The organism is Sphaerisporangium sp. NPDC004334, from assembly GCF_053602655.1.
Window position 1 is genome coordinate 99,908 of record NZ_JBSGDZ010000016.1, and the last position, 13,271, is coordinate 113,178.

The following is a 13,271-nucleotide window of genomic DNA, read 5'->3' on the forward strand; positions in this document are numbered from 1 at the left end:
CTGCGAGAGGGGAAAGCCATGGTGCGGGCCATCCGAGGCGCCGTCCAGATCGATTCCAACGATCGGGAGGCGATCCTCGAGGGAGTGACCGAGCTGGTCAGCGAGGTCATGGAGCGCAACAGGCTGACCACCGACGAGGTGATCAGCGTGATCTTCACGGCCACTCCCGACCTCACCGCGGAGTTCCCCGCGCTCGCCGCCCGCAAGCTCGGCTTCCACGACGTGCCGCTGATCTGCGCCAGCGAGATCGACGTGCCCGGGGCGCTGCCCCGGGTCGTCCGGCTGATGGCCCACGTGGCCACCGACCGCCCCCGCCAGCAGATCCAGCACGTCTACCTGCGCGGCGCCGCCGCGCTGAGAGTGGACATCGCCCAGTGAACGAGCGGCCGCGCGGCATCCAGAGCGTCCTGGTCGTCGGCACCGGGCTGATCGGCACGTCGGTCGCCCTGGCCCTGCGCGAGCACGGCGTCACCGTCAAGCTCACCGACCAGAGTCCCGGTGCGGTGCGCGTGGCGTGCGAGCTCGGCGCCGGGGACGAGTGGGAGCCGGGCGGCGACCGCGTCGACCTGGCCGTGATCGCCGTGCCGCCCCAGTTCGTGGCCGACTGGCTGCTCGACCTGCAGAAGACCGAAGCCGCCCGCTTTTACACCGACGTGGCCAGCGTCAAGGCGCTGCCCATCGAGCAGGCGCGCCGGCTCGGCTGTGACATGAGCGCCTACGTGGCCGGGCACCCGCTGGCCGGCCGCGAGCGGTCCGGGCCCGGCGCGGCCCGGGCCGATGTGTTCCTCGGCCGTCCCTGGGCGTACTGCCCCGGGCGCGAGACCTCGCCGCGCGCCGTCGCGGCCGTGCTGTCGCTCATCGAACTGTGCGGCGGCAACGCCGTCAAGGTCGACCCGGTGGCGCACGACGAGGCCGTCGCGCTGATCTCGCACGCCCCGCACGTGGCCGCCTCCGCCGTCGCCGCGCGGCTGGTCGGCGCCTCCGACACCGCGCTCGGCCTGGCCGGGCCGGGAGTGCGGGACGTCACCCGGGTCGCGGGCGGCGATCCCGACCTGTGGACGGTCATCCTGTCGGGCAACGCCCGCCCGGTGGCGGAGGTCCTGGAGGCCGTCGCCACCGACCTGGCCGCCGCGGCGGCGGCCCTGCGCGCGGTCTCGGTGGACGACGACGGGGCCATCGCGCGGGTCACCGAGCTGCTGCGGCGCGGAAACGCCGGCCGGAGCCGCATCCCCGGCAAGCACGGCGGGCCCGCGCGGGCGTACGCCGTGGTGCAGGTGCTCGTCGGCGACCGGCCCGGCGAGCTGGCGCGCCTGTTCCAGGTGGCCCAGGACGCCGGGGTCAACATCGAGGACGTCCGCCTGGAGCACGCCCCCGGGCTGCCGCTGGGCGCCGCCGAACTGTCGGTCCAGCCCGAGTCCGCCGAGGTGCTCGCCGAGGCCCTGCGCTCGCACGGGTGGCACGTGCCCTAGTCCCGTCAGGGGCTTGGGCCGACGATGCCCGGGTGGTGGAGGATTCCCGGTACCCTCATTGCGGACAACTCAATCGGGACGCAGAGGGAGATGCCGTGACCGCACTGGTCGTCGCCATGGACGGCCCTTCGGGGTCGGGCAAGTCGAGTGCGTCGCGCGGGGTGGCGCGCGCGCTCGGGCTGCGCTATCTCGACACCGGGGCGATGTACCGCGCGATCACCTGGTGGATGCTCGAGCACGGCGTCGAGGTGGCCGACGCGGCCGCGGTCGCCGGCCGGGCCGGCGAGCCGGTGCTCGTCATCGCCACCGACCCGGACGCCCCGGGCGTCACGGCGGACGGCCGCGACGTCTCCGCCGAGATCCGCACCGGCGAGGTCACCGCGGCGGTGTCCGCGGTCAGCGCGGTGCCCGAGGTGCGCGCCCGGCTGGTCGCCGAGCAGCGCGCCATCATCGGCGAGGGCGACATCGTGGTCGAGGGACGCGACATCGGCACCGTGGTGGCCCCCGGCGCGCCCGTCAAGATCTACCTGACCGCGAGCCCCGAGGCCCGCGCCCGGCGCCGCACCGCCGAGCTGACCGGCACCACCGTGGAGGCCCAGCGGGCCGCGATGGCGCGGCGTGACACCCTTGACTCGACCCGCAAGGCCGACCCTCTGGTGATGGCGGCGGACGCGGTCGAGCTGGACACCACGGAGCTCAACCTCGAAGAGGTCGTCTCCGAGGTCCTCAGACTTGTGAAAGAGCGCACCTGATCCGGTGACGCGCGAGCGGGACGCCCTCCGGGGCGCCGCGCCCGCCCGCCGCCGAGGCAAGGATGGGCCCCGATGGAAACGGACGTGACGTGACGGGGGAGTACGACGACGAGGCCGGCTGGATCGAGGCCGACCTCGCGGAATTGGAGCAGGACGGCGCGCCCGCCGAGGCCGAGCCGGACGCCGGCCCACTGCCGGTGGTCGCCGTCGTGGGGCGTCCGAACGTGGGCAAGTCCACGCTGGTCAACCGCATCATCGGCCGCCGCGAGGCGGTCGTGGAGGACGTGCCCGGCGTGACCCGCGACCGGGTGACCTACGAGGGCACCTGGCGGGGCCGCCGCTTCACCCTGGTGGACACCGGCGGGTGGGATCCCGACGCCACCGGCATGGCGCTGCGCATCGCCGAGCAGGCGCAGATCGCGGTCGAGCTGGCCGATGTGATCCTGTTCGTGGTGGACGCCACGGTCGGGGTGACCGACGCCGACGAGACCGTCGCCGCGGTGCTGCGCCGTTCGGGCAAGCCGCTCGTGCTGGCCGCCAACAAGGTGGACGACCAGCGCATGGAGCTGGAGGCGACCTCCCTGTGGTCGCTCGGCCTCGGGGAGCCGCAGCCGGTGTCGGCCCTGCACGGCCGTTCCAGCGGAGACCTGCTGGACGTCCTGCTGCAGATCATGCCCGAGGCCCCGCCGCAGCGGTTCGGCGCCGAGCGCGGGCCCCGCAGGGTCGCGCTGGTCGGCAAGCCGAACGTCGGCAAGTCCTCGCTGCTGAACAAGCTGGCCGGCGAGGAGCGGGTGCTGGTCGACCCGATGGCGGGCACCACCCGCGACCCGGTCGACGAGCTGGTCGAGCTGGGCGGCAAGACCTGGCGCTTCGTCGACACCGCGGGCATCAGGCGCCGCGAGCGCGAGCTGCAGGGCGCCGACTTCTACGCGGGCATGCGCACCAAGGCCGCCCTGGAGCGGTCGGAGGTCGCCGTCGTGCTCATCGACGCCTCCGAGGTGCTCACCGAGCAGGACCTGCGCATCATCAGCATGGTCATCGAGTCGGGCCGCTGCATGGTCGTCGCGTTCAACAAGTGGGACCTGGTCGACGAGGACCGCCGCCACTACCTGGAGAAGGAGATCGACCGCCAGCTCGTCCGCGTCCCGTGGGCGCTGCGGGTCAACATCTCCGCCAAGACCGGGCGGCACGTCGACCGGCTGGTCCCGGCGATCGAGCGGGCCCTTGAGTCCTGGAGCACGCGCGTGCCGACGGCTCGGCTCAACACCTTCCTGTCGGACCTGGTCGCCGCCACCCCGCCGCCGGTGCGCGGCGGCAAGCAGCCCAAGATCCTGTTCGCCACGCAGGCGTCGACCGAGCCGCCCAAGTTCGTGCTGTTCACCTCGGGCTTCCTGGAGGAGACCTACCGCCGCTTCATCGAGCGCCGCATCCGCGAGGAGTTCGGCTTCGCCGGCTCCCCGGTGGAGGTCAGCATGCGCATCCGCGACAAGCGCGGCGCCGCCAAGAAGAAGTAGCCGCTCGCCTCTCCCCGCCCGCCCGGCTCACGGCCGGCGGCGGGGGAGGGCGAGGGCCGTCACGGCGCCCACGGCGCACAGGACGGCGGTCAGCAGGAAGATCTCGGTGTACTCCGTGTGCAGCGCCTGGACGACCTTCGCGCTGTACTCGGCCAGCCGCCGGGCGTACTCCGCGCGTTCCACGCCGAACGGCAGCGGCGTGTCCAGATGGGCCGTCAGCGACTGGAAGCGGTGGAACCCCCAGGCCGACAGGGCGGCGACGCCCAGCAGCATGCCCATCATGCGGGTCACCACGACCGCCGCCGAGGCGACCCCGTGGCGTCCGGCGGGGGTCGCCCGCAGCACGGCCGAGGACACCGGCGCGATCACCGCGCCCAGCCCCAGGCCCGCCACGGCCAGGTCGACGTCCACGCGCGACAGGCCGAACGGGTAGGAGGCGGCCGCGGGGTCCAGCGGCCAGCGGGAGATCAGGAAGTACCCGGCGGCGGCCACGACCAGCCCTGCCACGGCGACCGCCCGCTCGCCGAACCGGCGAGCCAGCACCCCGCCCGCCAGCGCGGCGAGCGCGAGGGCGACCAGGAACCGCGAGAGCACCAGCGCACCCCCGACGGTGTCCTCGCCCAACAGGGTCTGGGCTGCGAGCTGCACGTCCACCAGGGTGACCAGCAGCGCCGCCCCGGTGAGGAAGCTGACCCCCAGCGACGCCCAGAACGGGGCGCGCCGCACGCCGGCCATGTCCAGCAGCCGCACCGGCGCGCGCAGCTCCCACGCGACGAACCCCGCGACGGCGACCACGCCCGCCGCGATCGCCGGCACGCCCCAGGAGGGCAGGACCGCCTTGTCGGGCTCGGGGTTGTACAGCCCGGCCACGAGCAGGCCCAGCGCGAGGGCCAGCAGCAGCCCCCCCACCACGTCGACGCGCGTTCGGGGGCCGCCGCGCGGCGCGGGCGGCGGCACGGCCCGGTGGACGGCCACCGCCGCGATCAGGGCGAGCGGGATGTTCACCCAGAAGATGCCCCGCCAGCCCACCAGCGCGGCCACCCCCGCCCCGTACAGGGGGCCGAGGACGCTGCCCAGCTCCTGCGCCGCGCCCACGGCCCCCAGGGCGACCGGGCGGGCGTGTTCGTCCCACAGGTCGCCGACGAGCGCCATCGTGATCGGCAGCAGCGCGCCGCCCGCGATGCCCTGGAGCGTGCGGCCGGCCGTGAGCAGCGGGACCGACGTGGCGAGCGCGGTGACCGCGGAGCCGGCCGCGAACCCGGCCAGGCAGGCGTGGATCAGCGGCCGTCGCCCGTACCGGTCGGAGAGCTGGCCGAGCAACGGCATGGCGGCTACGTAGCCGAGCAGGAAGCCGGTGACGATCGGGGTGGCCCGTTCGAGGTGGTTGACGGGCACGCCAAGGTCGCGGGCGACGTCGATCAGGACGGTCACCACGACGTAGGCGTCCAGCGCGGCCAGCAGGACGGCCGTTCCACCGACGCCCAGGGCCACCCGCCGGACCGCGACCGGGCCGGCGGGCGCGGCCGTCGAGCCGGGCTCCGCGCGGGGCGCCGGAGAGGAAGCGGGGACCGGTTCGGCGGAATGACCCAAGGGCTCGCGCTCGGTGTGGCTCATGGGCTCGCGCTCAGGGTGGGGCATGGATTGGCGCTCGGGGTGGGTCATGGGCTCGTGCTCGGGGTGGATCTGGCGCTCGGGGTGGCGATGGTCACCGGGGCGTCGTAGTCGTCGAGGGCGACCAGGACCGTGCCGGTGTTGGCGCCGCTGCCGAGCGGCAGGCTCGCCTTCAGCAGGCGGCCGGTGTCCTTGGCCACCCACACCTGCCCCGTGACCCCCTGGTTCACCCCCGGCACCAGCGTGATGATGACCTGCTGCGACAGCGTCACCGCCACCCGGTAGGCGTCCACGCCGCCGACCTTCTCGGCGGCCTCGGTCTTGGGGGCGGTGGCGGTGGACAGCAGCCGGGCCACCCCGGTGTCGGGGTTGAGGATGGCCGAGGGGTCGTAGATGCCGGCCAACTGCTTGCGGGTCATCGTCTGGTAGCCGCCGGTGGGGCCCTTGAAGTAGACGGTGTCGCCGGTCAGGACGAAGTTGAGCTCCTGAAGGTTGCCCAGGACGTCGATCTGCAGGGTGCCCTTGGCGTCGCCCTCACGGGTCAGGGCGCCGTCGGCGTTCTTGACCGGCACCGGGGGCTTGCCCTCGGTCGTGATCGTGAAGGCGACGGTCTTGACCTCGCGCATCGCCGCCGCGGCCTTGTCGAGCAGGTCGCGTCCGGCCGGCAGCGCGTCGCCGCCAGGCGAGGACGTGCAGGCGGAGGTGCAGGCGAGGGCCAGCAACAGCGAGGCGATCAGCCACGTCGCCAGCACCGGCGCCCGCCGCGGCGGCGGCGCGCCGTCGCGGGAGGCGGTACGCGGCGAGGGGCCCGTGCGCGCGGGGGCGAGCCGGGAGGGACCGTCGCCGGGGGATGCGGCGAGGCGGGACCGGGAAGCGAGCGACCTATTCGACACAGCCGGGATGCTAGCCACCGCGAGCGGCGCATCCACGACTTTCCCAGGTATCGGTTTGGGGTCGGACGGCCCCGGACCCGCCCGGCCAGGCCGGACGGCGGAGACAAGGCGGGCGGGCGGCGGGGACGACATGGGTGGCCCGCCGCACTCCAACGCGCCCGTGGCATCGGGGACGCCCCCTGAAGAAGTGGCCCCCGTGGCATCGGGGACGCCCCTGAAGAAGCGGCGCACCCATGGCGTCGGGGACGGCCCCTTGAAAAGCGGCGCACTCGTGGCGTCGGGGACGGCCCCTGAGGAGGCTAGGCGCGTTCTTCGGCGCGCAGGCGCAGCAGGTGCTTGACCACGGGGGTGTAGGCGACCTCCAGCGCCTGCACCAGCTCAGGCGTGAGGCGGTCGATGAAGTGGTAGCGGACGTTGGCGACGTGCATGGGCGCCACCCGCTGCATCGTCTCCCACCCCTGCTCGGTGAGCACCGCGAACGTTCCCCGCCGGTCGTCCGGGCAGCTCTCCCTGCTTACCAGGGAGGCGGCCTCCATGCGCGCGATCTGGTGGGACAGGCGGCTGCGAGACTGGATGGTGGCCTCGGCCAGGTCGCTCATGCGCATGCGATGACCCGGGCTCTCTGACAGGTTCACCAGGATCTCGTAGTCGTTCAGCGACAGTCCGGACGCCTGAAGCTCGCGGTCGAGCCGATGCTCGAGAAGCTTGTGGGCCGCCAGGTGGGCGCGCCACGCTCGCTGCTCCCCGCCGCTCAGCCAATTGGTGTCCAGGTCGTCGGATTCCGCCGTGCTCATGGTTGTGAATCTATCTCTCCGGGAGCGTTCATGAGGCGGTTGACCTCGGTCGGATCCCCGGATCGCCCGTTATTTGGGAAATTTTCCGGCTGGAACGATGTATCCCGGCCCAGACGGGGGGAAGGAGCGGCGAGATGAGCGAGAAGGCGACGGAGCCGGATTCCGGCCAGGAGAGTTTCCTCACGGTCGCGGTGGCCGCGGGCATCAACCTCGCGATCGCGGTGGCCAAGATGGTGGCCGGCCTGATCAGCGGCTCGGCGGCCATGCTTTCGGAGGCCGCGCACTCGGCCGCCGACACGGTGACCGAGGTGCTGTTGCTGGTCGCGGTCCGGCGCAGCGGGCACCCGGCCGACTCCCGGCATCCCTTCGGGCACGGAAAGGCCGGGTTCTTCTGGGCGCTGATGGCGGCCGGCGCGACGCTGCTGATCGGCGCCGGGTTCTCGATCACCCACGGCGTGCAGACGATCAGGGACGGCGAGGACCTGGGCGACCTCAAGGTGTCCTACATCGTGCTGGTGATCGCCTTCGTGCTGGAGGGCGTCTCGTTCTTCCGCGCCGTCCACCAGGTGCGAGGGGAGGCCGACCGGCTGAACGTGAGCCCGCAGCGGTACGTGGCGCACACCACCGACACGGCGGTCAAGGCGGTCGTGTTCGAGGACTCCGCGGCGCTGGTCGGCATCGGCGTGGCCGCCCTCGGCCTGCTGGGCTTCCAGCTCACCGGGTCGGCGGTGTGGGACGGCCTGGCCTCGATCGTGATCGGCCTGCTGCTGCTCGGCGTCGCGCTGTACCTGATCAAGGCGAACGCCTCGCTGCTGATCGGCCAGGCGGCCCCGCCGCGCGTCCAGCGCGCGATCCTTGAGGAGATCACCGGACGGGCCGAGGTCAACCAGGTCGTCGAACTGCTGACCATGATGCTCGGCCCGGACGACGTGCTGGTCGCCGCGAAGATCGATTTCGTGGACGAGTGCACCGGCGACCGGCTGGAGCAGGTCTCCGACGACATCGAGCACCGGCTGAGGGATCGTTTCCGGGGCGTCACGCACGTCTTCCTCGACCCCACGCCGGGGCCCGACGCTCCGCGCCGCGCGGCGCGGCCGCCGGTGCCCTCAGCCGTCGATCCGGCGCAGCTCGGCCGGGTGGTCGGTGACGGCGCAGCCGATGACGGCGCCGGCCGTCCACTCCAGTAGCCGGCGCCCGCGCCAGCCGGACGAGCCCGACGGATCCACCTCGCCGTCCATGTCGGAAAGGTCGGTCAGCGGAAAGTCGTCGATCGTCAGCTCGCCCCGCTTGACCAGGGCTTCCTTGCGCACCCACTGGCGGATCACCCGCCGCTTGTCGTGACCGATCAGGGCGAACTCGGCGGGGGACAGGGTGAACTCGACCAGGCCGCGGTCCACGTCGCCCCGCGGCACGTGCTCGGCGTCCACGCCGACCCGGCCCGGCCCCGCCGCCGCGCACACGTACCCGGCCGTGTGCGACAGGCTGACGCCCAGTTCGGGCACCTCGGCGATGGACGGGCGGCCGTGACCGGGGCCGTGCTTGTCGCAGTACTGGATCAGGGTCAGCTCCTCGGCGGGCCGTCCGAGGAGGGTGGCGGCGCACTGCCTGACCAGCAGGTGGGCGGCCACGAAGTCGTCCCGGTCACGTTCGCGGACGAAGCGGGACGCCCGCTCGCGCTCGGTGTCGGTCAGCGTGCCGCCCACAGCGGCCAGCACGGCGTCAGCACGCCCGGCCATCACGATCGAATCGCGCACCCGCCCACCCTAACGGCCCGCCGATCACGCCGGGCGCGCGGACCCGACCCGGCCCGCTCGGCCGTCCGGGATGACGCCGAGCGGGCCTGCCAGCCGTCGTCGATGACGCCGAGCGGGCCTGTCGAGCGTCCGGGGTCAGCCGAGCAGGGCTCCCATCCAGGACTCGACCTCGTCGGGGTGGCGGGGGAGGGCCGAGGACATCAGCCGGGCGCCGTCCTCGGTGATCAGCAGGTCGTCCTCGATGCGCACGCCGATGCCGCGCAGCTCCGGCGGCAGGGTGAGGTCGTCCGGCTGCAGGTAGAGGCCGGGTTCGACGGTGAGCACCTGACCGGCCTCCAGCACGCCGTCCAGGTAGACCGACGTGCGGGCCCTGGCGCAGTCGTGGACGTCCAGGCCGAGCATGTGCCCGCTGCTGCACAGCGTGTAGCGGCGGTGCAGGTCCCCGTCGGCCGAGTCCAGAACGCCCCACTCGCGCAGCCCTTCGGCGATGACGCGCATCGCGGCGGCGTGGAAGTCACGGAAGCGGGCCCCCGGCCGCAGGACGGCGATGGCCGCGCTCTGGGCCTCGTACACCAGCTCGTAGACCTGCCGCTGGACGGGGCTGAACCGGCCCGACAGCGGCAGGGTGCGGGTGACGTCGGCGGTGTAGAGGTCGTCGGACTCGACGCCGGCGTCGAGCAGCAGCAGCTCGTCGCGGTTCAGGGCGCCGTCGTTGCGGATCCAGTGCAGGACGCAGGCGTGCGCGCCGGAGGCGACGATGCTGTCGTACCCGGTCGCGTTGCCCTCCAGCCGGGCCCGCAGCCCGAAGACGCCTTCGACGTACCGTTCGCCGCGCGGGTGGGCGAGGGCCTGCGGCAGCGCGCGCACCACGTCCTGGAAACCACGGCCCGTGGCGTCGACGGCGTGCTGCAGCTGGGCGACCTCCCAGTCGTCCTTGATCAGCCGCATCTCCGACAGGAACGCGGTCAGCTCCTCGTCCCCCTCATGCGGCGCCACCCGCGCGTCGACGGAGGCGTCCACCTCGCGCAGCACCCGGGCCGCGCCGGTCAGGGCCTCGGGCAGGCGGTCGATCGGCGCGCACTCGATCTGGTACAGCGCCTCGGCCTCGGCCAGGGTGGGCCGGGCGCCGACCCAGAACTCGCCGTACTTGCGGTCGCGGTAGAACTCCTGCCCTGCCGCGCCCTCCGCCGAGCGGAGCGACCGGGGGCGGGTGAACAGCGTCGCCGCCCCCGAGGGCGCGATGACCAGCACGTCGCCGGGCTCCTGCCCGCCGGTCAGGTACGCGAAGGCGCTGTGGGGGCGGAAGCGGTGGTCGGAATCGTTGCTGCGGACCTTCAGCGTCCCGGACGGGATGACCAGCCGCTCGCCGGGGAACCGCTGGACCAGGGCGGCCCGGCGCTTGGCGGTGTAGGACGCCGGCGGCAGCGCCGCCAGGTCCGGGCGGCTCGTGTCGGCCCAGCCGCCGGTCATGAAGGCGGCCAGTGCGTCGGATATGGGCAGGTCGTGGCTGCCGATGTTCAGTCGATCGCTCATCTCGCGGTCCCCTGGAGAGAAGTGGTGGGTGGCATGGTACTCATGCCGCCCCCGGACCGCCGGGCCGGCTTTGCCCACACTCGCGCTTAACGTTGGCACGAGGTGGGGAAGTCACTGATACTCTCCCTGGCCTCTCCTTACCGTGACGAGGTGGTGTCGATGCTCATCAGCGCGATCCTGCGAAGCAAAGGAAGCACGGTGGCGACCGTGCGGCCGCAGGCGACGGTCACCCAGCTGCTCGCAGCCCTGGCCAGCCACAACATCGGCGCCGTCGTGGTGTCGGAGGACGGCGAGACGATCGTCGGCATCGTCTCCGAGCGCGACGTGGTGCGCGGGCTCCACCAGCGCGGCCCCGGCGTGCTGGAGGAGCCGGTGTCGTCGATCATGACGACTCCCGTGCGCACCTGTGAGCCGGACGCCGACGTCGAAGACCTGCGCAAGATCATGACCGACCACCGCATCCGCCACCTCCCCGTGGTCAGCCAGGGCCGCCTGGCCGGCATCGTGAGCATCGGCGACGTCGTCAAGAGCGCCATCGAGGAGCTGGAGACCGAAAAGGCCCACCTGGTCGACTACCTCCACGGCTGAGCCTGACAGTCCTGGCAGGCGTCAGGCGTCAGGCGGCGGGCCGAAGGTGCTCGTGTGCCCAGTCCTCGAAGGTCGTGAGCGGGATGCCATAGGCCCGCGCGAATTCCGGGCGGGCCGGCTGGCCGGCCACGTCGATGAATTCGTGCGACCTGACGCCTGCCGGCGGCATACCGGCGGCGATCGCCTCCTGCGTGGTCATGTCGGGCGCGGCGATCTCGGTGCCGAGCGCGCGGGAGAGGACCTCGGCGATCTGCGTCATCGTCAGGTAGTCGCCCGCCAGTTCCAGCTCGACCTGGTGGAACCGCTCCGGCGCGGTGAGCGCCGCGGCGGCCGCCGCGCCGATGTCGCGCACCGCGACGAGGGAGAGCCGGGTGCCGGGCTTCAGCACGGTCACCAGTCCTCCCTCGACACCGCGGGGCAACAGGTACGCCGTGGAGGGAAGGAAGTTCTCCATGAAGAAGCCCGGCTTGATGATCGACCAGTACGGGAAGCCCGCCGCGCGCACCAGGTCCTGAGCGCCGGCCTTGGCGGCCATGACCGGCTCCATGGATGCCCAGCGGCCTTCGGCCCATCCGGGAACGCTGTCGCGCTGTCCGGCACCGGAGACGGAGGTGTGCACGAACTGCCGCACACCTGCGGCCAGGGCGCCTTCGACCAGGTTGTCGGCCTGAGTCAGCTCGCCGTCGAAGTCCAGGCCTTGCTCGGTCACGGGCGTCTGCACCGAGAAGACGGCTCGGGCGCCTTTCGCCGCCCTGGTCACCGACTCGCGGTCGAAGAGGTCGCCGGTGACCAACTCGGCGCCCAGCGATTCGATCGCCCTGGCCCGGCCGGAGGCGGGGTCGCGGACCAGCGCCCGGACGGGGACGCCGGAGGCGAGCAGGGCGCGGGCCGTCGCGCCGCCTTGCTGTCCGGTGGCGCCGGTGACCAGGACGGGTGCGGATTCGATGGACATGGATCTCCTGTCATGATGGATAAACGGCGGACCCCGCCGTTTAAGACTTTCGGTAGAATACGGCGGGCCCCGCCACTTAGCAACCGTGAGGAGAGACCATGCCCGCCCTGCGTGCGGATGCCCGGCGCAACTACGCGCGCCTGCTCGCCGTGGCCGAGGAGGCGATCGCCGCGCACGGCCCCGACGCGTCCCTGGAACAGATCGCCCGTACGGCGGGAGTCGGGTCCGCCACCCTGCGCCGGCACTTCCCCAACCGCCACGCGCTGCTGGAGGCGGTCTTCCGCGAACGGGTCGGTATGCTCTGCGCCCGCGCCCGGGACCTCACCACCGGGGCCGGCACCCGGGATGCGCTGCTGGAATGGCTGAACGCCGTCACCGCGGACGCCGCCACCATCCGGGGGCTGGCCATCGCGCTGACCCGCGACCAGGCGGCCGGTCCGGACGTGGCGCACGAGCACTGCGCCTCGGCGCAGCTCACCGAGGCGGGTGACCCACTGGTACGCCGCGCCGCGAACGACGGCGCGCTGGCCCCGGGCGTGACCATCACCGACCTGCTCACCCTGATCACCGGCATCGCCCTGGCCACCGAACATCACACCGACCCCGCCGCCGAGGCACACCGCCTGCTCGGCCTGGCCATGGCGGGGGTCAGCCCCCGTCCGAACTGAGAAGACCCCACAGGCCGATCTCGGCCCGTCTTCGGTGACGCCCGGCCGCCTCGGTGAGGAGGCGCAGGCACGGATCCGCCGGGCGCCGGGCGGCCGCCCCCGCTCACCGCCCGGGCCTCCGCTCTGTGCGTGGTCGTGCCCGGGCGCCGTGGCGGTGGGTGGGACGTGGTGCGGTGCGCGGCGCCCGGGTACGGCGGTGCCCCCGCGTCCTTCGCCGCGCGGGCGCGAGTCCTGGTTACGAGAAGGCGCCGGAGATGATCCCGAGTTGCCGCATCTGGGACAGGACGTCGACGACGCCCCAGGTCTCGGCGATCCGGCCGTCCGCGAAGCGGAAGACGAAGATCTCGTTGTAGGAGATGGACCGGCCGGTGGGAGCCAGGCCCATGTACTCGCCCTGGTGGGTGCCGGTGACGGTGTTCCGGTAGACGATCTTGTCTCCTTCGGCGATCACGTCCTCGACCGCGATGTGCAGGTCGGGAAAGGCCCGCAGGAGCCTGCCGAACACCTCCTTCAGTGCCTGCGCCCCCGTCGCGTCGATCGGCAGCGGGGTGCGGACCACCACATCGGGGTCGACGACCTCGTCGATCGTCTTGAAGACGAGTTCCGCGTCGCCGCTGTTGACGGCCTCATGAAGGCGGGCGAAGACCCCCAGGTCATGGGTCGGCCGGGTCGCTGACATGTCGTTTCTCCTCTGGTTCGGACGAACGTCGCTCATACTCGGGCGACGAACGACCACCCACCCG

General features: G+C 72.9%; 14 protein-coding genes. 7 read left to right on the forward strand and 7 right to left on the reverse strand.

The window, feature by feature from the left end; all coding sequences use genetic code 11:
- Positions 1–18 precede the first annotated feature (18 nt).
- The 4 genes from aroH (at position 19) to der (ending at position 3,735) form a co-directional block, all read left to right on the forward strand.
- Positions 19–378 carry a chorismate mutase gene (gene aroH, locus ACWEN6_RS22025; protein WP_354846136.1) on the forward strand — a complete coding sequence of 120 codons (360 nt, stop codon included), beginning with the start codon at positions 19–21 and terminating at the stop codon, positions 376–378.
- Positions 375–1,469, forward strand: coding sequence for a prephenate dehydrogenase (locus ACWEN6_RS22030; RefSeq protein ID WP_452572327.1), 1,095 nt, complete (start codon positions 375–377; stop codon positions 1,467–1,469). The genes aroH and ACWEN6_RS22030 overlap by 4 nt, the downstream gene beginning before the upstream one ends.
- Positions 1,470–1,585: 116 nt before the next feature.
- Positions 1,586–2,221, forward strand: a complete 636-nt coding sequence (gene cmk, locus ACWEN6_RS22035) for a (d)CMP kinase (RefSeq protein ID WP_354846503.1) — start codon at positions 1,586–1,588, stop codon at positions 2,219–2,221.
- 62 nt (positions 2,222–2,283) lie between these two features.
- Positions 2,284–3,735 carry a ribosome biogenesis GTPase Der gene (gene der, locus ACWEN6_RS22040; protein WP_452572329.1) on the forward strand — a complete coding sequence of 484 codons (1,452 nt, stop codon included), beginning with the start codon at positions 2,284–2,286 and terminating at the stop codon, positions 3,733–3,735.
- A 27-nt stretch (positions 3,736–3,762) separates the two neighbouring features.
- On the opposite strand, the gene ACWEN6_RS22045 is transcribed toward der, so the two are convergent.
- The 3 genes from ACWEN6_RS22045 to ACWEN6_RS22055 form a co-directional block, all read right to left on the reverse strand.
- Positions 3,763–5,349: an MFS transporter gene (locus ACWEN6_RS22045; RefSeq protein ID WP_452572331.1), complete on the reverse strand. Its 1,587-nt coding sequence runs from the start codon at positions 5,347–5,349 to the stop codon at positions 3,763–3,765.
- Positions 5,350–5,393: 44 nt separating this feature from the next.
- A complete protein-coding gene (locus ACWEN6_RS22050; protein ID WP_452572333.1) occupies positions 5,394–6,239 on the reverse strand; it encodes an LppX_LprAFG lipoprotein in 846 nt (281 codons plus the stop codon).
- 299 nt (positions 6,240–6,538) lie between these two features.
- Entirely contained in the window at positions 6,539–7,033 is a 495-nt protein-coding gene (locus ACWEN6_RS22055; RefSeq protein ID WP_354846150.1) for a MarR family winged helix-turn-helix transcriptional regulator, read from the reverse strand.
- A gap of 134 nt (positions 7,034–7,167) precedes the next feature.
- Between ACWEN6_RS22055 and ACWEN6_RS22060 the strand changes: the two genes are divergently transcribed.
- Positions 7,168–8,220 (forward strand): cation diffusion facilitator family transporter, encoded by a 1,053-nt coding sequence (locus ACWEN6_RS22060; RefSeq protein ID WP_452572335.1) that lies wholly within the window; start codon positions 7,168–7,170, stop codon positions 8,218–8,220.
- Here ACWEN6_RS22060 and ACWEN6_RS22065 read toward each other — a convergent pair.
- Together ACWEN6_RS22065 and ACWEN6_RS22070 are read right to left on the reverse strand one after the other, a co-directional pair.
- Positions 8,140–8,787: a 4'-phosphopantetheinyl transferase family protein gene (locus tag ACWEN6_RS22065; RefSeq protein ID WP_452572337.1), complete on the reverse strand. Its 648-nt coding sequence runs from the start codon at positions 8,785–8,787 to the stop codon at positions 8,140–8,142. The genes ACWEN6_RS22060 and ACWEN6_RS22065 overlap by 81 nt on opposite strands.
- Before the next feature lie 135 nt (positions 8,788–8,922).
- Positions 8,923–10,320, reverse strand: a complete 1,398-nt coding sequence (locus ACWEN6_RS22070; RefSeq protein WP_452572339.1) for an aminopeptidase P family protein — start codon at positions 10,318–10,320, stop codon at positions 8,923–8,925.
- Between the two features lie 159 nt (positions 10,321–10,479).
- Between ACWEN6_RS22070 and ACWEN6_RS22075 the strand changes: the two genes are divergently transcribed.
- On the forward strand, positions 10,480–10,908 hold the full coding sequence (locus tag ACWEN6_RS22075) for a CBS domain-containing protein (RefSeq protein ID WP_452572341.1): 429 nt from the start codon (positions 10,480–10,482) through the stop codon (positions 10,906–10,908).
- Between the two features lie 28 nt (positions 10,909–10,936).
- Here the strand turns inward: ACWEN6_RS22075 and ACWEN6_RS22080 are convergent, their stop codons facing one another.
- Positions 10,937–11,860 carry an NmrA/HSCARG family protein gene (locus ACWEN6_RS22080; protein WP_452572343.1) on the reverse strand — a complete coding sequence of 308 codons (924 nt, stop codon included), beginning with the start codon at positions 11,858–11,860 and terminating at the stop codon, positions 10,937–10,939.
- A 98-nt stretch (positions 11,861–11,958) separates the two neighbouring features.
- Between ACWEN6_RS22080 and ACWEN6_RS22085 the strand changes: the two genes are divergently transcribed.
- Positions 11,959–12,528, forward strand: a complete 570-nt coding sequence (locus ACWEN6_RS22085) for a TetR/AcrR family transcriptional regulator (protein WP_452572345.1) — start codon at positions 11,959–11,961, stop codon at positions 12,526–12,528.
- Between the two features lie 235 nt (positions 12,529–12,763).
- Here ACWEN6_RS22085 and ACWEN6_RS22090 read toward each other — a convergent pair whose 3' ends face one another.
- Positions 12,764–13,207 (reverse strand): ester cyclase, encoded by a 444-nt coding sequence (locus ACWEN6_RS22090; RefSeq protein ID WP_452572347.1) that lies wholly within the window; start codon positions 13,205–13,207, stop codon positions 12,764–12,766.
- Positions 13,208–13,271 lie beyond the last annotated feature (64 nt).